A 25,277-nucleotide genomic window follows, 5' to 3' on the forward strand; every position below is an offset into this window, starting at 1 on the left:
GCCTTCTTGATTTTTTCATGCAACAAATATATCCTCTTGAAATCTCTTATAGAAGACCGGGTTAGCCGTGCGGATACTAAAAATCTACGTTGTAATGTTTTATTGGGTGCTTACTTTAATGCTAAACGCACAATTTAAACCAACATTTAAATCGCTTGATGAACATGGTGTACCAGAATGGTTTCAAGATGCCAAATTTGGAATTTACACCCATTGGACACCAACTACTATAGGAAATGAATTAGTGCCTTGTGGTTGGTATCCTTATTATATGTATCAAAAGGATTCAGTTTTAACGCATGGCGGAGATAAGCGAAGCGATGGCCCTCATAGGGCGTATACAGCACATGTGAAAAAATATGGCGATCCGTCTGAGTTTGGATGGAAAGATGTGGTTAAAACGTTTCAACCTAAAAAGTTTGATGCTGCAGAATGGGCAGAATTATTTCATAAAGCAGGGGCTAAATTTGCCGGACCAGTAGCCATGCACCACGATGGTTTTGCGATGTGGGACAGTGAAGTTACACGTTGGTGTGCAGGCAAAAATTCTGGTATTGATCCATCGGCAGGATTAGAAAAGGAAATCCGCAAACGAGGCATGAACTATATTGCTTCGTTTCACCATGGTAAAACATGGCAATATTTTGTGCCTTCTTATGCGTATGATGGAACAAATCCAGAATACCGTGATTTATATTTTGAACCTCATGCATATCACGATCCAATGTCTGATAATTATAAAAAGTGGTGGCGAGATGTATTGGATGAATATATAGAAAAGTATAATCCGGACATGATATGGTTTGATATGGGAGAAAGTAAAGTGCCTGAAGAAACCATGTATCCTTTTTTAGCTTCTTATTACAATTATGGAATAAATGAAAATAAGCAGGTAGCTACAACCTGTAAAAACTACGCCAAATACCTACCTGGGTCTATTGTTGATTATGAGAAAGGCAGAGTAAAGGATATGCAAGACAAACCATGGCTTACAGATGATTCTATGGCACCTCAATGGTTTAACTCAAATAGAAAACCTACTAAAGATGCGAATGATATTATTGATATGCTTGCAGATATTGTAAGCAAGAACGGATGCCTGTTATTAAATGTGGCACCAAACTCAAACGGTGCAATTTTAGAATATGAGAAAAATGTTCTGCATGAAGTGGGCGGTTGGTTACAAACAAATGGTGAAGCTATTTACAGTACACGCACATGGAAAACTGCCGCTGAAGGTCCTACGGTACTGGAGGGTACCGGGAGCTTTATAAAAAAGAAACTAGTTTATTCTGCAAAGGATATCCGTTATACCCGAACAAAAGATAATAAAACGGTATACGGAATTGTATTGGATAAACCCACAGGTGAGTTTGTAATGAAATCGGTTTCGGCAAAGGACAATATTAAGAAAGTATCTCTTTTAGGATATAAGGGTAAGGTAAAATGGGAGCAAACTGCTGACGGATTAAAAATTGAAATGCCAAAGGATGCAATTGATGCACATGCATATGCATTTGAATTGAAAAAGAAATAATACAAAAAGGATTAGGTATGAAAATAATTAAGATTTTAACCCTAATATATTTGAGTTTGCATTTTTTTCAAGCAAATGCTCAACAAAATGCGCCTACCATGGATCAGTTAAAACCAGTTACCGATGAGCAATACTCAGCCGATTGGGCAGAAATTGACAAGCGTCCGCTCCCGGATTGGTTTAATAATGCCAAGTTCGGAATATTCGTGGTTTGGGGACCGTATTCCGTGCCATCCTATGCGCCGGTTGGGTATGCCGAATGGTATTGGGCTCGCTTACGAAATGGAGATAAAGGCACACAGGAATTTCATAAAAAGGTTTATGGCGACATACCGGTTGAAGAACTGATACACGACCTTACCGCTGATTTTTTTGATGCCGATGAATGGTGTAAACTCTTTGAGCAAAGTGGAGCAAAGTATGTTGTTACTACCGCCAATTATCATGATGGTTTTGCCATGTATCCTACCCAATATGCCGAAACCGAATCAACCAATGTGTGGAACAGCATGGTGGTTGGCCCCAAACGAGATGTCATTGGTGAATTGAATGATGCCGGAAATAAAATAGGACTTAAAATGGGAATTTATTATTCGTTGTACGAGTGGTATCATCCCTTATGGTTATCCAATAGAGATAAATTTGTGACCGATTTTTTCCACCCTAAGTTTAAAGAAGTGGTTAGTAAATATAAACCCTGGAGCATTTTCCTGGATGGTGACTGGGGCATGAATGGAAAAAAGTGGCGTAATAATGAATTGGCAAAATGGTTGTATTTCGATTCTCCGGTAAAAGATGTTGTTGTGGTAAACGACCGTTGGGGAAGTTCAAGAGGAATTAACGGTGATGTATTTGAAAGCGAATACGGATATGGGAAATGGACTTCGCCGGAACACCCATGGCAAGAAGACCGAGGTATTGGTCAAAGTTATGGATATAACCGCAGAGAAGGTATTCAGGACTATAACAGCGCCGATGAACTAATTGAACAACTTTGCTTTGTAACAGCAGGCGGAGGAAATTTCTTGCTATGTGTTGGCCCTACTGCCGATGGTAGAATCCCGGTAATTATGCAAGAGCGTTTATTACAAATGGGAGATTGGCTTAAAATTAACGGAGAAGCTATATACGATGCAAAAGCTAATCCGTTCTGGCCACGAACATTTGATTGGGGTACCGTTGGATCAAAACAGGACACCTTATTTTTATATGTTTCAGACCCAAAAACAAATGCTATTCAAATTGATGGTTTTAGTGGAAATGTAAAAGAAGCATATATAACCAATAATTACGGAAAGAAAGAGGTAAAAGTAAAATCTAAAAAGAATACCTTAAACCTTAGTTGGTCGGAACACGATAACTTAAGTACGGTTTCTGTTATTACTATTGTAACCCAAGGCCAATGTAACTATGATAAAATACAACGCCAGTTTTCTAATGGTGATTTGTATATTACTGTTCGGGCTTTTGAATTCTCTAATCCCAAAATACAACCTGTTTATGGTGGATATAGGAATAGAATGAAAGTAGTTGGTTGGACAGATGCCAATGACCATGCTAAAGCTGATGTCATAATCACCAAGCCGGGCAACTATAAGCTTTCCATTACTTATGTCGAAAAGTTTGAAAAGAACACAGGTAGTGAGCTTTCCGTCAGTATTGCCGGACAAACTTTTGAACATACCTCTGAGCTAAGCAAAGAAGAAAAAAACTTTGATTACCCTGCCAAAGAATTAGGGACTGTTAAATTCGACAAACCCGGAAAATATACCGTAACCATTCAACCCCAAAAAGATGGTGTATGGAAAGGTTTAGGCTTACAGTCTTTTTCTTTGGAGGCAGTTGATAAGTAAACAAATGGATTAAAAAATAAAAATTAAACAAATGAGAAACAGAATTATAGCAATGCTTTTTTTTGCAATCCAGATAATCAGCGTATCTGCACAAAATCAAAAACAAACGGATAAAAACGTTCTTGATTTCCTAAACCTGAAATTTGGAATGTTTATCCATTATAACACAGGAACCTATCATGCAGAACAATGGGCCTATCCATTTCACGACCCCAAAGATTTTAAACCTTCGGAACTAGACTGTAATCAATGGGCTACAGCAGCAAAATCGGCCGGAATGAATTATGCAGTTTTTACCACCAAACATCATGATGGATTTTGTTTATGGGATACCAAAACAACGAATTATGATATTGCTTCTGCTGAAAAAGAATATAAAAACATCGATATCGTAAAAGAATATGCGGATGCTTTCAGAAAAGCAGGAATCACAGTTGGACTATATTTTTCGGTTTGGGACAGGCACCAGGGAGTTCAGCACAATAACATTAACCAGGTAAATATCGATTTTACCAAAGAACAGTTAACCGAACTACTGACCAACTATGGAGATATAGCTTGCATAGTTATCGATGGCTGGGGTTCTAAATGGGGAAATGGTCCCGACTTTGAAGAACTGCCCTACGAAGTATTGGCCGACCATATTCATTCTATCCAGCCTAATTGTTTGGTAATTAACCACAGTTGCCGAACCGACTTAAAGTATACTCAGCTGGTTCATTACGAGGCAACCCACGGTCAGCATTGCCCTTACGATAATACTATTCCATCTCAACAAGGTCCAACATTGCAGTCCACCTGGTTTTGGGAAAAAGGATATGAAAATCAGGAGCTAAAGTCGGTTGATGATGTGGTGAGAGAACTGAATTTTGCTAACTCACATTATTCCAATTACCTGCTAAATGCTGCTCCCAACGATAAAGGTTTGATGGACGAAAATGTGATTCAACGACTAAAAGAAATTGGAGAAGCCGTTAAGTTATCTGCACCTTTAAAGGAGCTTCCAGAATTAAAACCAGTTCATGAAGGGGTAAAAATAACCGCATCAAGCTTTAGCTCTGATGAATACAAGCCCGAGAATATTATTGATGCCGACTTGTTTACCCGTTGGAATTTTAAAGAAGGAGATAACAAACCTTGGATTGAACTGGACTTTGGTTCTAAAAAGACATTTAACAAGGTGATTTGTGGAGAGTTCAGGCGAGGCATTGATGCTTTTAAAATTGAAGCGTTCGTAAAAGGAGAATGGAAATTGCTTGTGGAGAGCGACCAGCCAATGACGCATAACTTTAATGGTAGCTTTGAGGAGGTTAAAGCAAGAAAATTCAGATTAACCGTCTTAAAACATCATGCAAAGCCAATGCTGGCTGAACTGACTTTTGTGAAATATTAAAGAAAGAATAGTGTGTTTAGTGAGCTTTAGTAGCAAAGCTGTTCTAACTTAAGAAGTAAATTGTAAGTGAATGTTCTATGGTTCTTCCCTTTTTGCATGTGCAAAAGGGGAAGTTCCACGACGTAGGTGTGGGGATGGGGATTTATAAGTTATTTATTTAAATTTTTCCTAAATAATTACTCAAACTATCCTCTCTGTTTAAACCCAACTTTTTACGTATGCGTGAGCGTGCCATATGAACACTATTGATTGAAATTCCCAGTAGGTGCGACATTTCTTTACTATCGAAATTTAACTTGATAAGGGCACAATGTTTCAGGTCGGTAGGGGTGAGCTCCGGGTGCAAATCCAACAAACGTTTATAAAACTGGTCGTTGGTTTGTGTAAACCTAAGGTGAAAATCTTCCCATATTTTTTTGTTGCTCTGTTTATATTTGCGCTGCAGTGAATTATGGGTTTCCGGCGATTTAACCAAAATAGTCTCTAGCAGTTCTTTAACGGTTTGTTCTTTCTCGATGATTTGAAGGGCATGAGCCGTCAGTTCTTTATTTTTAACTTCAAGGATGGCTTGGTTCTTTTCTTCGTTCAGCGATTTTTCGTAAGTTATCTTTTTCATTTTTACCTTCATTCTAAAGCTAAAAAACGCAATAACAGCTAAAAACATCAAAACACCTATTAATAATCTTAACCTGAACCGGGCCTCATTGCTAATTTTAAGTAGTTGATTTTGAGATGATAATTCTTGCTCTTTCTGTATTAAATCCTCCTTGTACTTGTTTTTAATTTCAAATAGAGCCTTGTTTTGTTGGCTTTGTGTTGTAAAAAGGCTGTCGGTTAAAAGTTTAGCTTCTTGCATACATTCAAATGCCTTTTTGTTTAAGTTTATTTTCGAATATACAAAGGCTAAGTCTTGGAGTACGGCAGGCTTTAGCTTTAAGTTGTTTTGCAAAGAGTCTATTGCTGACAATGACTTCTGATAATAATAAATGGCGCTATCTGTCTGATTGAGTTCCCATTTTAATTTCCCAAAAAAATAGTTCGCCGAAGTCTGAAAACCGTTTCCCCTTTCTTCCAAAAAAGGGATGACGCCTTTTAAATATTGCTTCGCCTTTTTATAGTCTTTCTTTGCCAGATAAACCTGCCCATACACACCGTCCACAAAATGTAAACGCTTGCCCGAGGAATCGTGGGCATAACAAGAATCTAGATAAAGCAAAGCCTGATTATAATTTTTCATGGCTTCATATTGTATGGCCACATCTAAATAACATGAAACCAATCTACTTTTGTATTTATCATCTTTAATGGCGTACTCTTTCGAAATTTGTAATCCTTGCTTTGTGTGAGATAAAGCTATGCTATCCTTGCCATATACCTGATACAGGATTCCTAGCATTTGGTGGAACTCAAGCAGAGGCATTTTGTTTGATATATTTGTTGCCAGGGGAAGGCCTTCCCATAACAAATCAAATGCCTGATTAAACCTTCCTTGGCGGTGCTTAATGTCAGATAGGTGGGCTATACTTAATAAGTGATGAATAGTGTCTCCTTTTTCTAAATAGTATGCCGCAGAGTTCTTAAAATAAGAAGTAGCCTCCTTAGTATTTTTCTGTACCATTTTATATCGTTCCCTGTTAAAGTGTTCCACTTTGTATATGGAATCAATGGCATTTTGAGAATAGGCAAAAAGGGCCGACGTAAAAATAAGCGCAAGTACTAGAAAATTCCTCAATTGCATATGCATGTTTTTATTTCTGATGACAAGTTACGGAATTTGTCTTCGAAATATAGTTTATGTTAGAGGGGGAGTGTCAATAATATAGTTTTCATATAGTCATGTTTTCTTTAGTTCGTATGTGGGTTTGTAATTTTGAACTATTGTTATTCAGTGTTTTATGGCTTGTGTTTTTATTTCGAATGCCAAATGACTATGAAGAAATTGAATGTGAAAATTATAGTGCCTGAATTTGTAAAATATAGTCAATTGTAACTCAAATTACATCTAAATGAAAAAGAAATTATTTGCTGCGTTAATGGTCGTGGTGATGGCTTTTACATCATGTGAAACCAAGGTTGAAAAGACCGGAAAATTTGAAGCTACTGTAGAATCGCTTCAACAATACGAAACACCACATTGGTTTGGAGAAGCCAAGTTTGGAATTTGGGTCTGTTGGAATGCTTATGCACACACTGCTGTAGGAGATTGGTATGCCCGTAACATGTATATCGAAGGACATCCACACTACAAACATCATGTAGCCAATTATGGTCATCCATCTGTGTTTGGGTATAAAGATATTATTCAGGACTGGAAAGGGGAAGGTTTTAATGCCCAGGAACTGGTTGATTTATTTGTTGAAGTAGGAGCCAAGTACATTGTGGGCATGGCTAATCATCATGATAATTACGATCTATGGGATTCAAAACATCATAGTTGGAACTCGGTGAATTACGGACCTAAACGTGATGTCATTGGGGAGTTTTATGATGCCGTAAAAAAGTATGAGAAACATGGAATTCGTTGGGGAGTTACGAGCCATGTTGAACGTGCTTCGTGCTGGTTCCAGACCAATAAAGGAGCCGACAAAGAAGGTCCTTATGCAGGAGTTCCATATGATGGAAACGATAAAAAATATGAAGAATTGTATCTGCCACCGGATGCTGATGGAGATATGAAACCTACTCAGCCATCTAATGCACCTGATTATTGGAAGGAAAACTGGCTAGCACGATGTAAAGATTTATTCGATAATTACGATCCGGATTTCTTTTATGTAGATGGTGGTGTGCCTTTTCCTGGAGAGGATCATGGAAAGACCGGTTTAGAGATGATTTCATATCTATATAATCAAAATATGGAGCGACATGGTGGAATGAATGAGGCCGTAATGTGTATAAAAGACTGGTACAAGAAAGCACCTAAAGGCGAATGGGGTTATTACTGGGATGGGATTGCAACGCTTAATCTTGAGCGTGCCCGATTACCGTTTATCCGCAAACAGCCTTGGCAAACAGATACTTCTATTGGCGATTGGACCTACGTTAAGAATGGTAATTACCGTTCGGCAACTGAAATTGTTCAGGAGCTGATTGATATTGTTTCAAAAAACGGAAATATGCTGTTAAATGTAAGTCCGATGGGTAATGGTAAACTCGATAAAAAGGCATACGATTTATTAAAAGAAATAGGTGCCTGGATGAAAATTAACGGGGAGTCTATTTATGGAACAAAGCCTTGGTTAACAAGCGGTGCTGAACAAGAACGTTTTGTTACTAAGGGAGATAACACTGTTTACCTAAGTGTTTTTGAAGTACCTCAAAACGGAAGTGTAAAAGTAGAATACTTTGCTCCAGTAGAAGGCAAATCGCTGGACATTTCTTCCATTAGAATTTTAGGACATGAAGATAAGAAGGTGAAGTGGGAGTCAACTACTAAAGGGCTTAAGCTTGAAATACCTAATGGAATAGAATATAGTCATGCACTCGTATTTAAAATTGAAGGAGATGGGTTTGACAATGTGGATGAAAAAGTTATTGAAAGGTTATTTGACAGAAAAGAAGCATTAACGCGGTGGTGGGAAAATCAATCGGTAACAAAAACAGAAGGCGAATATAAAAGTATTAGCGCTGATGCTAAAGGTGGTATTTGGGCAATCAATACTAATGACGAATTGGTTGAACTTACAAATGGAAAGGAAACCAAGTTGGGTATAAAAGCAAAAGATGTAGGGTCTAGCTCTGCTGGTGTGGTATATACTTCGTTAAACGGTTCTGTTTATATTCACAAATTTCGTCCTTTGCAATGGGTAGAAATGCCTAAAGGAAAAGACCGTATAATAAATATAGGTAAGGATGGTAAAGAGTGGTTGGAACTGCCTGGCATAAAAGCCGAACATTGCGATATTACTCACACAGGAACGATTTGGGTTACGGATATTAATAAGGTAGTGGCATATTATTACGATGCCCAATGGAAACCGCTCGATAAAAAAGCCGAAGATATAGGTTGTGGTGGAGAATGGCTTGGTTGTGTGGCTGCTATCTCAAATGGGCAGCTCGAACGGTTTGATGGCACCCATTGGACAAACCTTGGGGGAAGCAATTTAAAAGCCGTAGATGTTTCGGTAAAAGAACAGGTAATAGTTACCATCGACAAAGACGGTGAAGTCTCGTTTTATGATAAAATGGGTTCTGCAAATATTATAACTGACAAAAATTATAAAGATGTAAGTTGTGGATTGAGTTTAAATAAGGAAACGGTAGTGTTAAGCGATAAGTAAGGTTTGTAATATAGATTTGCCTCCCATTTTTATGTATTTTTTGACATAAAGAATGGGAGGATATAAAAAAAGAATGAATCGCTTATGGTAGATCTGCAGTGTTGAAACTGCATTCGTTGACAAAAACAAAAAAAGGCAGTAACTTGATTTGTGTAGATGAGAGCTTAAATAAATGAAATGTTAAATGAAAAAGATAGTTGCCTTCTTAGTTTTGTTTATGCTTTTCTTGAGTGCTTACTCACAGGAAAAAAGCGATTCCCTTGATTTGCAGAAATTTTATTTAGAAAAAAGTGTAAATCAAAGAAACACTGGTTTGATTCTTTTGGGAAGTGGTACGACAATGATTATTGTGGGAGCCATTGGATTTGAAAGTAGTTGGGAGTCAGGATCGGCAGGAGCTACGGATGCATTGGGATTTATGATTCTGGCAGGTGTGCTTGCTGACTTAATAAGTATTCCTGTATTAATTAGTTCAGGCGTTAATAAAAGGAAATCCTTAAATGTATCATTCACGCCTCAGAAACTATATACTCCTAATCACGAGAATAATATGTTAACGGAAATAAATTATACTCCAGCTTTAACCCTAAGGTTGACATTTTAAAATACAGATTGATCTTAATATAAATCTCCTTTAAATTAGAAAAAATAAAGCCCCAGATGCACTATACATTTTCTGGTAAGTATAAAAATGGTGAAGCTACTTTGTGTTTGGGTGTTGGACGTGATCATGGTCAATCTTTAACTCCTGATGTGAAAATCAACAGAAAAAAAGTTGTGGTGAAAGGTGATGTAGTTAGAGGATACGACCAACATATAAGAAAGCGTTTTTTCTGTGTTCTTGAATTACTTGTTAACATGGAGGATCTAAAAACAGGGGATAACAAAGTTGAAGTTACCTTCCCAGATAACGGAGGGCATATTACTTCTGCAATTCTGCAAGGGCAGATGTCCGATAAACCTTTGTAGGGTTACAAATATTAAACATCATATAAATGGCTCTTTCCTTTAGTCTTGAGTCTAAGGGGAAGTACTCCGCAGTACGAGCAAAGCGACATCCCGATTCATTTAAGTATAATTTCTTCGGGAAGGCGGAGGGAAGGGTATTTTATCCGTTAAATAGTTGCCGATATTCCTTCGGCGTTTTTCCTGTAATTTTCTTAAAAGCACGGTTAAAGTTAGATAGGTTTTCAAAACCAACCATATACGATATCTCAAAAACCTTTACTTCCTTATTTTCTTGTTTTCGAAGTATTTCGCATGCTTTGCTAACACGGAACTCCTGTAAAAAAACAGAAAAATTCTTAGCTGTATTTCGTTTAAACCATAAACTGAATCCAGTTTTTGTCAAACCAGTTATCGTACATAAGTCATCTAAATTTATTGAAGAATTAAAATTCTCGTTTACAAGTTTAAAAACTTTACCAAGTCTGGAATTCTCATGAATTTGTACTCTTGTGCTGTTTGGATTAAGCAGTTGAAATTCACCAGAGGATTGGACGAAATTGAGAATGTCTAGATAAAAAAATAAACGTTTCAATCCTTTAAGTTCAAATAACTCGGGTAACTTTTCGGCAACTTTGTCTCTTGTTTTGCCTAATATTTTTAAGCCTTTGGTACTGTTCTCTAGCAAAAGTTTTACTGCTTTGAATTCTGGATAAGTAGATACTGCCGTTTTAAAAAAATCATTAGGTATTTGAACTACTATTCCTTTAACTTTTAAATTAGGATCGTTTTCAAAAAAAGCCATATCGCTTTCCCAACAATGAGGAAGGTGAGGTGCAAGCATTACCATGTCACCATTTTCAAAAGGTTCAACATTTCCGCCTACAAATCGTTTTCCATACCCTTCTTCAACATAAACCAGTTCGTATTCCTTATGGTAATGAAAAGGATAAGTAAAATGAGGTTCGTTCTTTCTTTTAACAATTATAGAAGAATCTACAGGAAATTGTATTTGCTCATTTAAAATAGACACGTAACAAATGTAACGAATTTAAAAATAGTATCACTTTATTAAAAGATTCTACCAATGTATTAAATACATAGAATATACTTTTGCTTTCAATACAAATAAAGTATAAAGCAATGTTTGAATTAAAAGGAAAAGTAGCCATTGTTACCGGTGGAGGAGGTGTGCTTGGAGGTAGCATATCAAGAAGCCTAGTTGAGGCAGGAGTTAAAGTGGTGATATTAGATGTACGCAAAGAGAATGTGGATGCCCGTATTAATGAGTTGAAGCAATTAGGGGGAGAGGTAATTGGTTATGTATCAAATGTGTTAGATGTTGAGGAACTTAAGCAGACACGTTCAGAAATCATTGCAAAATGGGGACGTATCGATATCTTGATTAATGCTGCCGGAGGTAACATGCCTGGAGCAACATTAACGGAAGAGCAGAGCGTATTTGATATGAAGATTGAAGACTTTCAGAAGGTGAATGATTTAAACATGAATGGAACCGTGTACCCTTGTTTGGTTTTTGGAGAAGTTATGGCAAAACAAGGTGAGGGCAGTATCATTACAGTTTCTTCTATGGCCACCTATTCCGCCATCACAAGGGTGCCGGGTTATTCTACGGCAAAGTCGGCCATAAATAGTTTTACACAATGGATGGCCATGGAAATGGCAACTAAGTTTAGCGAAAAGATTAGAGTTAATGCCATTGCTCCCGGTTTTTTTATTGGCGACCAAAATCGAAAAGTTCTTATCAACGAAGATGGTAGTTACACCGAACGCAGCAAAAAAGTGTTGGCCCGCACACCTATGGGACGCTTCGGCGATATTAGAGAATTAAATGGCGCCGTTCAGTTTCTATGCTCCGAAGCCGCATCATTTATCACCGGAGTAATATTACCAATTGACGGTGGGTTTAGTTCGTTTAGTGGGGTGTAAGGTAAGGGGCTCGCAAAGACGCTAAGCTGCAAAGAGTATTAAGTTTGTTTTTGTACCTTGGTGGTTAAAGAAGTTTTTCAATCCATTAAATACTTTAACCACTATGAGAGAAAATAGTCTTACAGAAAATGGAATAGCCAGTATCATAATTAATGCTTGCTATGAAATTCATGTAGATTAGGCCCTGGATTATTAGAATCCGTGTATGAGGAAATCCTGTATTATGAATTAACGGAACAAGGGTTAAATGTTGAAAGACAAAAAGCAATACCAGTCTCCTGGAAAGGAAGAAAGATGAATGTTGGATTTAGAGCGGATTTAATTGTTGAAAATAAGGTTATTGTTGAGTTAAAATCTGTAGAGCATATTGCTCCTGTTCATCCAAAACAACTACTAACCTATTTAAAGGTAACAGGTATAAAACTAGGACTTCTAATTAATTTCAATGAAAAACTAATAAAAACTGGAATTATAAGAATTGTCAATAATCTTTAATTCTAATATAAAAAGAAACATTTTGGCCTTTGTTGTTTAGCGAGATGATTAAAAGACTATACTTTTTTTCTTTGCGACTTAGCGCCTTTGCGAGAATTTATATGAAAACACTAGAAAAAACATGGCGCTGGTTCGGATTTAACGACCCAATTACCCTCGACGATTTAAAACAGATGGGAGTGGAGGGTGTGGTAACGGCTCTTCATCATATTCCTAACGGAGAAGTATGGCCAATAGAAGAAATATTAAAAGTTAAAAAAGCTATCAAAGAAAAAGGTATGCGGTGGCGTGTCGTTGAAAGTCTGCCGGTTTCAGAAGGTATAAAACAACATTCCAATGATTATCCTCGATTGATAGACAATTATAAACAGTCCTTAAAAAATCTGGGACAATGTGGCATCGATACTATTTGTTACAACTTTATGCCTGTGTTGGACTGGGCACGTACCGATTTAAATTATGCATTGCCCGATGGAGGAGAGTCTATGTTATTTGACTTTCCTACATTTATTGCCTTTGATGCTTATATTTTAAAGCGGCCTAATGCCGAAGAAGAATATCCTGCCCAATTGCTTGAAAAAGCTAAGGAAATATATTTAAATATGACCAGTGCCGAAGCCGATAAATTGGCATATAATATCATTGTTATAACGCAGGGGTTTATTGATGGTGTAATAGATGGTTCTGTTTCAAACCCAAAAACTTTGTTTTTAGAATTCATAAAGAAATATGCAAACATCAATAAGGAAAAGTTAAGAGAAAACTTAAAGACTTTTTTAGATGATATTATTCCTGTTGCCGAACAGGTAGGTGTTCGTATGTGCATTCACCCCGACGACCCTCCGTTTCAAATATTGGGATTACCCAGAATTATTGGAGGATTGGATGATTTCAAGTGGCTGCTTTCTGCCAATTCATCACCCAATAATGGAATTACTTTTTGTACAGGTTCCTTATCGGCCAAACCAGAGAACAATTTGTTGGAGATAATTCAGGAATGCGGACACAGAATTTATTATACTCATCTGCGTAATACAACTTTGCTTGATGATGGTAGTTTTTATGAGTCCGGCCATATGGATGGTTCACAAAATATGCCTGAGATTATTAAGGCCTTATTGCTAGAACAACAAAGTAGAATAGAATCAGATAACTCCAATATTAGAATTCCTGTTCGTCCCGACCATGGTTTAAAAATATTACATGATTACCAGAATAATTATAACCCTGGTTATCCACTAATAGGCCGATTAAAAGGTTTGGCCGAAATTATGGGAATGGAAAAAAGTATTATAGAATTAGGAATGTAAAGGACTCTAATTGTTAAATGTTTCCAATTCCACCAATTCGCAACTAACATCAGTTCGTTGTAGTCCACTTACCTCAAATAAGGCATTGAAGGTTTTGGAATTTTTGGGTAATTGTTTTTCAAAGCCTTTTAGCCAGTCTTTATCTGTAAATTTGCGCAAGGTTGCTAATACACCAATGTCATTATTGGATACAAAGTAAAAAGCCATTTTTCCCGATTCTATTGGCTTGTAACTTACCATGGCATATTCTAATTTTCCGTTCTCTTTAAACCGGGTATTATAAATTTTTTCTTCGTTGTTGTTAGCGTATTTAAATCCATCGCGATAAGTAGAAAACATCTTGCTGTTTTTTAAAAACAACGAGTTGGAAATATTCATGGTTTTATACTGACCAATGAAAAGAATATTATTCTCCCGAACATCATCGTAAGTCAGATTGCTTTCTAATTGAAGGTTATAACTGCTTTGGTTTGATATGAACCACTCTGTCAGTATTTTAATACCATAAGGAGCCATTTTTGACATGATGGTATAATCCGTGTTTTTTAAATGAATATCAGGATGCTTTTGATTATAGTTTAGCAAATCTTTATTGTTGTTGATATCGCCATATAGGACGGCGTGTCTTAGTCCATCCTCTAACTTTTGCGTTACTGTAAATTGGTCAGAAACTACAATCAGGTTGTTGGCACCTTTTATAAAATAAGGTTCCCAAAGTATATTAGGTTTTCTTGAGAAATGTAAAATTATAAAGAACAATAAAAGTGAGCCTGCAACAGATAATGTTGCGGTTAATAGTTTTTGTTTTGATATTTTAAAATAAGACTCCTCTTTGTTGATACTGCTCTGATACTCTTTAGACGACAAAAAGCTAAGGTTATACTGGCCTTTTTCTAAATGGAAAACAATATCGTTAATTGGTTTAGCACTTTCATAATATGCAGCCACCTTTTTTCTTAATTTATACATGTACGAACGTACCGTACCATTATTTTTATCTATAGAATAATCAATGCCAAACAAATCTGAACCAATGGTATATTCTTTTAAATCCTCACCCAAAATTGCCTTTTCAACCAGGTATCTTAAAAGACGGGTGTGGGTATTGGAATGAATAAATAAGGCATGTGAACATATTTGTTCAAGTGTTTCGTCGATAGCTTTTTTATTTTGCTCAACCTTCATAAGTCCAAAAATAGCTTTTGTAAGTTACTCTTAAAAATATTGATGCTAAAAAAAATGAAGTCAAATGTTTCAGGGGCTAGATTATTCGGTTTTTATCGCAGCGGGGTGATATGTGTAGAGAAATATAACCACGGTACGAAATGACCCCCTGCTGAATCGAACATCGACGGCAAACACTTATAATGTGTGACTCTGGTTGAGTCGTTTGTGCCTGTATAGAGTTGATTATATAAACGTGAGGCGCCTCTGGATTAATCTTGCTGGGAAAAAAAGTTTGGTTTATATAATGGTAAGAATATAAGTCTTATATGGTCTTGATTTAACCGTTAAAATCACCGTATCAACTACCGTTTTAAAACCGCAATCCTTTATTAAAAGGCAGAGTGTTAATAAATCTTAATGTATACTTGTAAGAGTAATATCATTTACTATCTGTGAAAATATTCAATATGAAGATTTTAAAAGTTCTATTCGTACTTGTTTTAATATTAAGCAATACATTGGCTTTTGCACAACGCCCGGAGGGTTATCCTGCTAACAACAGGACCAAGCAAAACATCAACCTTAATTGGAAATTCTCCAAGATGCCGAAGCAGGATAAACCCGTGACAGTTGCTTTTGATGACAGTAATTGGGAAACGGTTTGTTTGCCGCATAACCCTGATCCACTTTCATTATGGTTAGATAGCGTTAATTATCGTTGGGAACAAGAAGCATTTATTCGCGACCTTAACTGGTATAGAAAGCAATTATATATCGATCTTACGCAAGAAGAAAAGGCTTTTATTGAATTTGAGGGTGTTCACAACGCAACGGAGCTTTACGTGAACGGAAAGTTTGTAGGGCGTTTTGAGGTGAACGGTTATGTGCCACACCATTTTGATATTACCGATTTTGTGGTATCGGGAAAAGAAAACACAATCGCTGTTCTTGCTGATAATAGTTTTAACCCTACCATTTCTCCTGACCCATATGAGACGGATTATTTAAAGTGGGGTGGGATTTATCGCGATGTGTATCTGGTTAAAACCAATAAGCTGCATGTTAATTTTAATTGGGAAGATTTTGAAGCAGGTGTGCATATTACAACACCAAGTGTAAAAAAGAATAATGGTACAGTTTCGGTAAAAACAACAGTTGTTAATGAGTTTGATGTACAAGTTGATTGCCGTATTGAAACCTTGCTTTTGGATGAACATGGTTACCTGGTTCGAAAGTTAAGTTCAGAGGCCAAGGTGGGAGCTGGACAAACCAAAACATTTCGTCAGACAACGGAAATAGTCGATGAATACCGCTTATGGTCGCCCGATGATCCCTATTTATACCGGGCTGTTTCTGTGATTTATACGGACGGCAAAGCAGTTGATTTTGTAGAGAATAAATTTGGATTCCGTTCTGTGGAATTGGTCGATGGTCAAGGTTTGTTGTTAAACGGAGCGCCATTTTTTATGGTAGGGGTAAACCGTCACCAGAGTTTTCCGCATATTGGGGATGCGGTTCCAAACTCCATGCACTATGAAGCGGCCCTTCGTTATAAAAAAGCTGGAATCAATGCCGTCCGTTTATCACATTACCCTCAGGACGATTCCTTTATTGAGGCTTGTGATGAGTTAGGAATTCTTCTTTACGAAGAACCTGCTACCTGGATTAAATGGAAGGAAGGCGAGTGGATGAACAAGTTGGAGCGATCGCTTCGAATGATGGTTCGTAACCACCGCAATCACCCGTCGATTATCATCTGGGGAGCAGGAATTAACCACCGGGGGCCGGTTCCACAATTAAATAATGCAGCCAAGGAAGAAGACCCATTCAGGTTAACCGCAAGTGCATCTGCGCCATGGAATGGTATTAAAAACGCAGGAGTAACAGATATCTATGCCACCATGGATTACCGCCAGACGGATATGCCTGAGGGTGATTTTTGCATGGTAATGGAGCATGGATTTACCCATAATGGTTTAGGACAACAACATCATATTTCACGCTACAAGAAACGTAAAAACAACATTGGCGCGATACTTTGGGTAGGAGCTGATTACAATCGCTTACAACCCAAGCCAGAATCGTTTGATTATATGACAGATTATGGAATGCAAACGGCTTACCGTATTCCCAGGCCGGAATATTATTGGTATAAATCGGAATTGACAGATGCTCCTTATGTTCATATTGCAGATGAATCGGTTTATAAGAATCGTAAAATTCATGTATATAGCAATGCCAACAAAGTTGCGTTATATGCCGATGATAAGTTAGTTGCTGTTCAAAAAGCCGATAACGACCCATTACGTTTATGGAACGATCATCCATCCTTTACTTTTAACCACAATTGGACAAACGAAACACTTACGGCAAAGGCTATCAGTTTTGGCCAAGAAATTTCGACTCATTCGCGTTTCAAAACTCAAGACCCATATGCATTAAAACTGGCAGTAGATAATCCTGATTTGAAGTTAGTAGCAGGCGGTTCAGACTTAAAAATGATTCGGGCATACGTGGTAGATAAAAATGGAGAAACGGTGACAGACGCTGATGTCAAAGTCCATTTTGAAGCCAAAGGTGCAGGTACGATTATGTATGAAGATAAACATTTTACCCAAAATATGCAGGCATACCATGGGGTGGCTACGGTTTATTTAAAAGGAAATCAAGAAAATGGGGAAATAAAAATAAGGGCAACATCTGGTAAGTTAAAAGCTGCTAATTTATCTCTTACTACCATTCCGTTTGTTGCGGATGAGTTGGCTAAAGCTAAACCTATATATGATTACCCTACTCATAAAATAGATATGCAAACAGAAGGCCAATTAGAGCAGTTTGGATGGAAAATAAAAAATGGAGAAGATACTAAACAATTTGAATTTGAGGTAGAGGGTTGTAACTTTAAAGTAAGCTCAGAATCGGATTTGGAATGGAGAGAAGGAACCTTTGCTATTTTAGGTGATTTGGCATTTATGGCCTGCGATGGTGTTTTTGCTAAAAAAGGTGAACTTGTTGTTACGATAAAAGATGTACCAAAGGGCAAATATCGATTAATAACCTATCATCATTCTTTCCAAGATCTAAAAAAGTTATTCCCATATCATATGAAGGTTGAATTGAATGATGCTAATGGAGTTTTTGACTATGTATCTGACGATGCGGCAGTAGGTATTCAGGATGGAAAAGATATCGGCGAACGTAAACCTATCTCTGTTACCAATTATATTGAAAGCGATGGGGTGAATCCTATTGTTATCAAGTTTGAAACAGATAACAAAGGTGCGGAAACCTGGTTAAATGGACTGGAGTTTAAGCGAATTAAGTGAACGCTATGAATAAACGAATCTACAGTTTGTTATGGTTAGTATTGTCTTTGCTATGGGTAACATGCACTTCAACAAACAATGAAGTTAAAACAAAAGAGAAATTAACTGCTCCATACGAAGCTAACTGGGAGTCATTACGTAAGCACCAAACCCCGGAATGGGCACTCGATGCTAAATTTGGAATTTATGCCAGTTGGGGAGCTTATACTCAAGTAGGGGCATGGAAAGATGTTAACAATATCAATTGGGGTAATTATTATATTACACCCTACCACGGTTTCTATCACTCTGATCCCGATGAGCCTCGTCGCAAGGCATTTGAAAAACGTTATGGTTCAGTTTTAGAAGGCAATGGTTATAAACGATTGTGTGAGGACTTTTCAGTAGAAGGTTTCGATCCTGTTGCTTGGGCAGCTTTGGTGAAAAAGTCGGGAGCTAAATATGCCGGTATTTGTACTATTCATCATGATGGTTATGCCATGTGGGATTCCGAAGTCACACCTCACTGCGCTGGTAAAACAGGTCCTAAACGCGATATTTTAGGTGAAATACTTGGTGAAATTAAAAAGCAAGGATTAAAGACTATTGCCACTTTTCATCATGCACGTACTTATCACCAGTTTACTAAACATCAAAACAATTTAAGAAAAGAAGGAATGAATGGTGCGGATCTATTAGATCCTAACATGGAAGATTATTATTGGTTTTTAGGAGGTAAAGAGCGTTTTATTAAAAATAGAAAGGCTCTTACAACCGAAGTAATTGATAAATATAAACCTGATATTTTATGGTTTGATGGATTTTCGGGTGGTGGAGATGACTTTGGTACAGAGGAGATTTTGGCGCATTATTTTAATATGGGTTTGAAAGAGCACAAAGATGTCTGCGTTCATAATAAAGGAAACTTCGGAACCAACTTTGGTATTTATTCCTACGAAAACGGTGCACATCGTCCAGGTTTTGTGGATTGGCCTTGGGAAGATGATACTCCAGCGGCTGTAGCGTGGTGCGATTGGCCTTGGTGGTATGGTATTGAGTATAAAAAGCCTCGTGATATTGTGGTGCGTTTGGCCGATTTGGTGGCGCGTAATGGAGGTTTGTTGTTGTCTTTGAACCTTCGTCCTGATGGTTCTTTTGACCAGGCTCAGATTGATTTATTAGAAGGAATTGGAAGCTGGCTAAACGTTAATGGTGAAGCTATTTATGGAACCCGACCTTGGGTCGTTTACGCTGAGGGGCATGTGGAACCTTTGTTTTATCAGGATGCAAACTGTCCTATCAAGCATCATACTGCATATGGCAAAGAGGCTCGACCAATTCAGCCCGATACTAAAAAGTTTGATGCTTCTGATATTCGATTTACAGCCAGAGAGAATACTTTATGTACCATTCAATTGGATATACCTAGAGGTGGCAAAACAGTCGTTAAATCTTTAGGTACTGCAACGGCTGTTTCCGATAAAAATGAAATTAAGTCTATTGAGTTAATGGGCTATGGGAGAGTTGACTTTACCAGAGAAAATAGCCAATTGGTGATTGAATTACCAAAGCAACTGCCAAACAATTGGGCTTTAGCTTTTAAAATAGAAGTAAAAGGAAAATGGAAACAGCGTGTGTTAGAGGGAAAGAATAAAATAATTCCAATGCAATCGTAAGTAACTAGAAATACCAAATTATGGAACTGGCTAAATATATATTAATTACTTTTTTGACAATTTTATTATATGGTTGCCAAACAAAAAGTGATGTTGCAGAAGAAACCAGCACTCGTTATCCCATCCTTTTTAACATGGTTCACCATAATCCCGGAGAACCAAGGTTCAATACAAAATATACCGAGCCTGCTTATATTATGGAATTAGGCTACAACGGACAAGTTCCCAAGTTTGAAATTCAGTGTGCTGTAACATACGACGGCTATGAAGACAACCTTGTTACTGATAACACGCCCGAAAAAATGTGGATTGAGCGTAAAGCTGCCGACATTAGAATTATGCTCGAAAATGCAAAACGTGCCGGAATGCCTATGTACCCATTTATGGATGTATGTGTTGTCCCTCACTCGGTAATGGAGAAGTATGGTGATGAAATGAAAAAAAATGGCCACCTGTCCATTCAAAAAGCCAAAACAAAAGAGATTTTAAAGGCACAGATAGCTGAAATATTCGCGAAGTTCCCGGAATTAGGTGGGTTAACTATACGATTTGGAGAAACCTACTTACATGATACGCCTTTCCATGTAGGTGATAGACCTGTTCGTTCTCCTGAAGACCATGTTACTATTCTAAACTTATTAAGAGAAGAAGTATGTGTGAAAAGAAACAAGAAACTGTTTTACAGAACATGGGACTGGGGAAAAATTAAAAGGAAGTTTCATCTTGATCCTGAGATATATTTACAAATAACAAACGCCATAGCGCCACATGAGAACTTGTATTTTTCTGTCAAACATGTTCACGGCGACTTCTTAAGAGGACTACCTTTTAATAAAACCTTAGGTATTGGCAAACATCAACAAATTGTAGAGGTATCCATGAACCAGGCAGGAATGTACGGTAGAAATGCACATCCATACTACATTGGTCAAGGAATAATAGAAGGCTGGCCTGAAATGGAACAGAAAAAAGGCTTACGTGATTTGTATGGTGACCTACAGGTTAAAGGTGTTTGGACATGGACATGGGGCGATGGTTGGTTTGGACCTTACTTTGGAAATGAATTCTGGATGGATCTAAACGAATATGTTATTCGCCAATATACTTTAAATCCTCAAATAACAGAAGAAGAGCTTTTTAATGAGTATGCTACTAATACCTTAAAAATGTCGTCTGAAAACATCACCAAATTACGTGAGTTATGCTTGTTGTCGGTAGATGCTGTGTTTAAAGGACAAGCAACAGCTTTGCAGCACATGGCACCCTGGTGGATTCGCGACCATTTTTTCTCGGCGCAAGATATGTCCATTTATGTAAAGAAAGGTTTAGCCGAGAAAGTATTGGCCGAGAAAAAGGAAAATCTGCTTACCTGGTATAAAATGGAGGAAATTGCGCAAAGTATTTCTCTACCAAACAAAGACGACGAAGAGTTTTTAAAGGTTTCCACTACTTATGGTCGCATAAAATACGAATTAATAGAATTGATTTTTCGCACGCAAATCATGTTTGCTCAAATGGAGTTAGAAGGTAAAGCCTTCGATAGACAGGAAGCAAAAAATATATTGGAAACTTACAGCAATAAATGGGAAGAATGGATGATGCTTAAGAAGGAAAATTCTTGCTGCCCGACACTTTATGTCGATTATGAATCAGATCATTGTCAGGGTAATGAACCGTTTAATGTTTCTATTAAGAAATTGGAGAGCTTGCTAAAAGCAAATAAAAATTAGATAATTATGAAAAGCATTATTTTGTTATGTCTTTTGATTTGCTCGGCACTTCTCTTTGCACACGAAGACAATAAAAAGCCGAATATTATTTTTATTATGTCTGATGACCATGCTGCCCATGCCATTGGTGCATATGGCGGTCGGTTTGCCAATTTAAACGTAACGCCTAATCTCGATAAGTTAGCCTCGGAAGGTATGCTTTTCGAAAATGTATTTTGTAACAATTCTATTTGTACACCAAGCCGGGCGTCAATTATCACAGGACAGTACCCGCAAACCAATGGTGTTTTAGATTTAGACCACAAGCTCGACACCGATAAGCAATACCTTCCCATGGAACTAAAAAAGTTGGGCTATAGCACTGCCATATTCGGGAAGTGGCACTTAAAAAACGAACCCCTTAATTTTGATTTTTACAAAGTTTTACCCAGTCAGGGACGCTATACCAATCCTATTTTTAATGAAAAAGGCAAAGGCAATTGGCCCCAAAATAAAGTTGAAAACGAGGGGCATTCCAGCGATATTATTACCAATTCGGTTATTGAACACATAAAAAACAGGGACAAATCGAAGCCATTTTTTGTAATGCATCATTTTAAAGCGCCACATGGTCTTTTCGAATATGCCCCACGCTACAGCAATTTTTTGGCAAATACTGAAATACCGGAACCGGCAAGCATGTATTATCAACCCAACTGGGGCTCGGAAGGCACACGTGGCATAAACGATTCATTACGAAATTATATTGGTTCTTCTGTTTCGACTAGGAACAAGTATATTAGTTACTACAATATTATTTTCGACGATGAAACTTCGGTAAATGAGTCGGCACACAAAGCCTACCAACACTACCTAAAAGGTTATTTGCGCCTGGTAAAAGGGATTGACGATAATGTGGGGCGTTTAATTGATTTCCTGAAAAAAGAAGGTTTGTACGAGAACACTATTATCGTTTATACCAGCGATCAGGGTATGATGCTTGGCGAACATGACTTTCAAGACAAAAGATGGATGTACGAAGAGTCGATGCGTATGCCGTTTATTATGTATTACCCCAAAAAGATAAAAGCGGGCGGAAAAACGGATTTGTTAGTTAACAATACCGATTTTGCTCCAACTTTAATAGACTTGGTTGGCGGGAAAGTTCCCAAATATATGCAAGGACATAACTTCGTAAAAACCCTGGAAGGTAAAGAAGAACCAAATTGGCGAACAGCAACTTATTACCGTTACTGGATGCACATTATTCACCATTATGTTCCGGCACATTTTGGTATTCGCACCACAAGTTACAAGCTAATGTTTTTTTACGGTAAGCACTATTTACCCGAATCAGAACACGAGGGGCATTATTGGAAGAAGAATTATCAAGGCGAAGAGCTTGAAACACCCCACACCTGGGAGTTTTACGATTTAAAAAACGACCCACAGGAATTACATAATCGCTACAACGACCCTGCTTGTAAAGAATTAATTGCCGAGCTGAAGATAGAACTCAAAAGGCAAAGAAAGGAACTGAATGAGACGGATGAGAACTATCCTGAGATTCAGACTATAATTGAAAAGCATTGGAATGATTAAACACTCATAGTCGGGGCGCGACATAGCGTTGCACCCCGACTGAGAAATTATAGAAATTATGAAAACTAAAATACTTTTATTAACACTGGGATTATTGTCAAACCTGATAATATACGCCCAAATAGAATACCACGTATCGCCAGATGCAGGTAAAAACGGGAAAGGTACACTCGAAGCTCCTTTTAATTCAATAGAGGCAGCTAAGCAAAAAGTTGCAAAGGTGAATAAGAATATGCAGCAGGATATTGTGGTGTATTTGCATGGTGGCACATACCAGTTAACCAGCCCAATTATGTTTAAAGAGAAAGATTCGGGAACAAATGGGCATTCAATAATGTATAAAGCTTATAAAAATGAAGTTCCCCTTATTAGTGGCGGTGAAAAAGTTACAGGCTGGGAACAGGTAAGTGGTAACATTTATAAGGCTAAGCTGAACAGGGAAAGTAAACTGCGAACCTTATTCGTTAACGGGCAACGAATGCGTATGGCTGGTACCGAAGAACCAATAAAAGGATTTGGTCAGTGGGGAAATTTTGAAGTTAAAGGAACTGAAAGCTGGGCTTTTGATGGAGGCTCTTCAATGGATGGAGTTAAATTTAAAACAGAGGATGTTGCTGCATTTAAGAATGCTGAGGATGTAGAACTGGTACAGTGTAATGTTTGGACAGAGAAGATATACTGCATTAGGGAGGCACAACAGATTGGAGATACCACAATTTTAAAATTACAGCAACCCTATGGAGCAATTGCCACCACAATGGGATGGGCTGCGAAAATCAAGCCTGCTAGTAAGTTTGTGGTCAGGAATGCGCAAGAGTTACTAAACACGCCTGGTGAATTTTATTTTAATAGAAAAACCCAAACCCTTTATTTTTATAGCAATGGCGAAGACATGTCTACAGCCCAAGTAATTGCTCCCTTATCTGATGGTTTAATCCGTATTGAAGGAACATCAACCGAGTCGAGGGTAAGAAGTATTCGATTTGAAGGCATTGATTTTTCTTACGACCATTGGAACTTAATGGAGATAGAAGGCTCGCACGCATTTGCCGGTGTTCAAAGTAGTGGATTGGCTATACAATATATTTCTGATGGGAATTGGCATCGTACAGAATACAACTGTACAAGTGTACCTCGTGGAACCGTCGAAATTAAAAATGCTGAAAACATTACCTTCGATAAGAATAGTTTTGAGCGATTAAGTTCGGCCATCGCTATTAATTTGGTAAATGATGTAAAAAACTGCAAAGTCAATGGTAATTATTTTTACGACTTATTGGGGAATTCTGTCAATGTAGGTCATCCGCAGCATTATAAAATTGGCGATGGTCATTTATTTTCCCCTGATGTTGAAGGGATTTGCGAAAATATACATATCACAAATAATTACATTCGAAATGTATGTCTTGATTTCCGTCAACTTGAAGGTATAACAGCCTTTTTTGTAGCCAATGTAAAGATTGATCATAATGATATTGCAGGTATGCCTTATGGTGCTATCACGATGGGTTGGTGGTGGGGTAACTCAGGCCTTCCGCCTTCAAAAGTAGCCAAAAACAATTCTATGAGTTTTAACAAGGCTGGCAATACGCACCGTGTACTTAAGGATGGCGGTATTATCTATACATTGGGTGAACAACCTGGTAGCGTAATTGAAGGGAATTACCTTTACAAGGGGCGCCGTTGTATATACCCTGACGATGGTTCGGCGTATTGGACAATTAAACGCAATGTAATCGATAACCGTATTCCCGGTGAAAAGAACATCATTTGGTTACATATTTGGCGCGATAACTGCCACGACTTAGTGGTGCAAGACAATTTCGTAAAAAGCAATAACATAAAGGATAACGGAAAGAATACGACGATTGAAAATACGCATCATTTTATGACATCGGATTTTTCAGAAGAGGCTAAAGAAATCATGAAGTTGGCTGGAATTCAGGACGAGTACAAGAATATTGTGCCTAAAAAGGAACCTAAAAGAATTGAGCTTTATCCCAATGATTTTAAAGATACTGACCATTAAAGTAGTGAATCAATTAAAGAAACGAA

At 37.6% G+C, this 25,277-nt stretch carries 17 protein-coding genes; 14 read left to right on the forward strand and 3 right to left on the reverse strand.

Annotated elements, in window-relative coordinates:
* The first annotated feature begins 94 nt into the window (after nt 1-94).
* The 3 genes from ACRD64_RS21560 (at nt 95) to ACRD64_RS21570 (ending at nt 4,783) form a co-directional block, all read left to right on the forward strand.
* Nucleotides 95-1,537 (forward strand): alpha-L-fucosidase, encoded by a 1,443-nt coding sequence (locus ACRD64_RS21560; RefSeq protein ID WP_430935976.1) that lies wholly within the window; start codon nt 95-97, stop codon nt 1,535-1,537.
* 98 nt (nt 1,538-1,635) lie between these two features.
* Complete coding sequence (locus ACRD64_RS21565) at nt 1,636-3,390, forward strand: alpha-L-fucosidase (RefSeq protein ID WP_430935978.1); 1,755 nt, start codon at nt 1,636-1,638, stop codon at nt 3,388-3,390.
* Between the two features lie 31 nt (nt 3,391-3,421).
* On the forward strand, nt 3,422-4,783 hold the full coding sequence (locus tag ACRD64_RS21570; protein WP_430935980.1) for an alpha-L-fucosidase: 1,362 nt from the start codon (nt 3,422-3,424) through the stop codon (nt 4,781-4,783).
* A 157-nt stretch (nt 4,784-4,940) separates the two neighbouring features.
* On the opposite strand, the gene ACRD64_RS21575 is transcribed toward ACRD64_RS21570, so the two are convergent.
* Nucleotides 4,941-6,521: a hypothetical protein gene (locus ACRD64_RS21575; protein WP_430935982.1), complete on the reverse strand. Its 1,581-nt coding sequence runs from the start codon at nt 6,519-6,521 to the stop codon at nt 4,941-4,943.
* Between the two features lie 268 nt (nt 6,522-6,789).
* Between ACRD64_RS21575 and ACRD64_RS21580 the strand changes: the two genes are divergently transcribed.
* The 3 genes from ACRD64_RS21580 (at nt 6,790) to ACRD64_RS21590 (ending at nt 10,032) form a co-directional block, all read left to right on the forward strand.
* Nucleotides 6,790-9,063 (forward strand): alpha-L-fucosidase, encoded by a 2,274-nt coding sequence (locus ACRD64_RS21580; protein ID WP_430935984.1) that lies wholly within the window; start codon nt 6,790-6,792, stop codon nt 9,061-9,063.
* A gap of 184 nt (nt 9,064-9,247) precedes the next feature.
* Entirely contained in the window at nt 9,248-9,667 is a 420-nt protein-coding gene (locus tag ACRD64_RS21585) for a hypothetical protein (protein ID WP_430935986.1), read from the forward strand.
* 56 nt (nt 9,668-9,723) lie between these two features.
* Nucleotides 9,724-10,032 (forward strand): hypothetical protein, encoded by a 309-nt coding sequence (locus ACRD64_RS21590; RefSeq protein WP_430935988.1) that lies wholly within the window; start codon nt 9,724-9,726, stop codon nt 10,030-10,032.
* Nucleotides 10,033-10,171: 139 nt separating this feature from the next.
* Here ACRD64_RS21590 and ACRD64_RS21595 read toward each other — a convergent pair whose 3' ends face one another.
* Entirely contained in the window at nt 10,172-11,041 is an 870-nt protein-coding gene (locus tag ACRD64_RS21595; RefSeq protein ID WP_430935990.1) for an AraC family transcriptional regulator, read from the reverse strand.
* Between the two features lie 110 nt (nt 11,042-11,151).
* Here ACRD64_RS21595 and ACRD64_RS21600 point away from each other — a divergent pair, with 110 nt between their 5' ends.
* From ACRD64_RS21600 to uxuA, 3 genes are all read left to right on the forward strand, one after another.
* Nucleotides 11,152-11,958 carry an SDR family oxidoreductase gene (locus ACRD64_RS21600; RefSeq protein ID WP_430935992.1) on the forward strand — a complete coding sequence of 269 codons (807 nt, stop codon included), beginning with the start codon at nt 11,152-11,154 and terminating at the stop codon, nt 11,956-11,958.
* Between the two features lie 201 nt (nt 11,959-12,159).
* A complete protein-coding gene (locus tag ACRD64_RS21605; protein WP_430935994.1) occupies nt 12,160-12,453 on the forward strand; it encodes a GxxExxY protein in 294 nt (97 codons plus the stop codon).
* A gap of 101 nt (nt 12,454-12,554) precedes the next feature.
* On the forward strand, nt 12,555-13,763 hold the full coding sequence (gene uxuA / locus ACRD64_RS21610) for a mannonate dehydratase (RefSeq protein WP_430935996.1): 1,209 nt from the start codon (nt 12,555-12,557) through the stop codon (nt 13,761-13,763).
* Between the two features lie 6 nt (nt 13,764-13,769).
* Here the strand turns inward: uxuA and ACRD64_RS21615 are convergent, their stop codons facing one another.
* Nucleotides 13,770-14,948 carry a hypothetical protein gene (locus tag ACRD64_RS21615; RefSeq protein WP_430935998.1) on the reverse strand — a complete coding sequence of 393 codons (1,179 nt, stop codon included), beginning with the start codon at nt 14,946-14,948 and terminating at the stop codon, nt 13,770-13,772.
* A gap of 449 nt (nt 14,949-15,397) precedes the next feature.
* Here ACRD64_RS21615 and ACRD64_RS21620 point away from each other — a divergent pair, with 449 nt between their 5' ends.
* Genes ACRD64_RS21620 through ACRD64_RS21640 form a run of 5 tightly spaced genes read left to right on the forward strand, consistent with a single transcriptional unit; the run spans nt 15,398 to nt 25,251 of the window.
* A complete protein-coding gene (locus ACRD64_RS21620; protein WP_430936000.1) occupies nt 15,398-18,256 on the forward strand; it encodes a glycoside hydrolase family 2 protein in 2,859 nt (952 codons plus the stop codon).
* Nucleotides 18,257-18,261: 5 nt separating this feature from the next.
* Nucleotides 18,262-19,911, forward strand: a complete 1,650-nt coding sequence (locus ACRD64_RS21625) for an alpha-L-fucosidase (protein WP_430936002.1) — start codon at nt 18,262-18,264, stop codon at nt 19,909-19,911.
* A gap of 20 nt (nt 19,912-19,931) precedes the next feature.
* On the forward strand, nt 19,932-21,641 hold the full coding sequence (locus tag ACRD64_RS21630) for a hypothetical protein (RefSeq protein ID WP_430936004.1): 1,710 nt from the start codon (nt 19,932-19,934) through the stop codon (nt 21,639-21,641).
* A gap of 6 nt (nt 21,642-21,647) precedes the next feature.
* Complete coding sequence (locus tag ACRD64_RS21635) at nt 21,648-23,222, forward strand: sulfatase family protein (RefSeq protein ID WP_430936006.1); 1,575 nt, start codon at nt 21,648-21,650, stop codon at nt 23,220-23,222.
* Nucleotides 23,223-23,280: 58 nt separating this feature from the next.
* Entirely contained in the window at nt 23,281-25,251 is a 1,971-nt protein-coding gene (locus tag ACRD64_RS21640) for a hypothetical protein (protein ID WP_430936008.1), read from the forward strand.
* The last annotated feature ends 26 nt before the right edge of the window (nt 25,252-25,277 follow it).

It is taken from the genome of Saccharicrinis sp. 156 (genome assembly GCF_050589685.1).
Taxonomy (GTDB): Bacteria; Bacteroidota; Bacteroidia; order Bacteroidales; family Marinilabiliaceae; genus Saccharicrinis.

What these genes read in the sequence shown, in the direction of transcription:
- ACRD64_RS21620 (WP_430936000.1), top strand. Translation starts at nt 15,398, where the DNA reads ATGAAGATTTTAAAAGTTCTATTCGTACTTGTTTTAATATTAAGCAAT.
- ACRD64_RS21600 (WP_430935992.1), top strand. Translation starts at nt 11,152, where the DNA reads ATGTTTGAATTAAAAGGAAAAGTAGCCATTGTTACCGGTGGAGGAGGT.
- ACRD64_RS21590 (WP_430935988.1), top strand. Translation starts at nt 9,724, where the DNA reads ATGCACTATACATTTTCTGGTAAGTATAAAAATGGTGAAGCTACTTTG.
- uxuA (WP_430935996.1), top strand. Translation starts at nt 12,555, where the DNA reads ATGAAAACACTAGAAAAAACATGGCGCTGGTTCGGATTTAACGACCCA.
- ACRD64_RS21570 (WP_430935980.1), top strand. Translation starts at nt 3,422, where the DNA reads ATGAGAAACAGAATTATAGCAATGCTTTTTTTTGCAATCCAGATAATC.
- ACRD64_RS21560 (WP_430935976.1), top strand. Translation starts at nt 95, where the DNA reads ATGTTTTATTGGGTGCTTACTTTAATGCTAAACGCACAATTTAAACCA.
- ACRD64_RS21585 (WP_430935986.1), top strand. Translation starts at nt 9,248, where the DNA reads ATGAAAAAGATAGTTGCCTTCTTAGTTTTGTTTATGCTTTTCTTGAGT.
- ACRD64_RS21575 (WP_430935982.1), bottom strand. Translation starts at nt 6,521, where the DNA reads ATGCAATTGAGGAATTTTCTAGTACTTGCGCTTATTTTTACGTCGGCC.
- ACRD64_RS21615 (WP_430935998.1), bottom strand. Translation starts at nt 14,948, where the DNA reads ATGAAGGTTGAGCAAAATAAAAAAGCTATCGACGAAACACTTGAACAA.
- ACRD64_RS21630 (WP_430936004.1), top strand. Translation starts at nt 19,932, where the DNA reads ATGGAACTGGCTAAATATATATTAATTACTTTTTTGACAATTTTATTA.
- ACRD64_RS21625 (WP_430936002.1), top strand. Translation starts at nt 18,262, where the DNA reads ATGAATAAACGAATCTACAGTTTGTTATGGTTAGTATTGTCTTTGCTA.
- ACRD64_RS21565 (WP_430935978.1), top strand. Translation starts at nt 1,636, where the DNA reads ATGGATCAGTTAAAACCAGTTACCGATGAGCAATACTCAGCCGATTGG.
- ACRD64_RS21635 (WP_430936006.1), top strand. Translation starts at nt 21,648, where the DNA reads ATGAAAAGCATTATTTTGTTATGTCTTTTGATTTGCTCGGCACTTCTC.
- ACRD64_RS21580 (WP_430935984.1), top strand. Translation starts at nt 6,790, where the DNA reads ATGAAAAAGAAATTATTTGCTGCGTTAATGGTCGTGGTGATGGCTTTT.
- ACRD64_RS21640 (WP_430936008.1), top strand. Translation starts at nt 23,281, where the DNA reads ATGAAAACTAAAATACTTTTATTAACACTGGGATTATTGTCAAACCTG.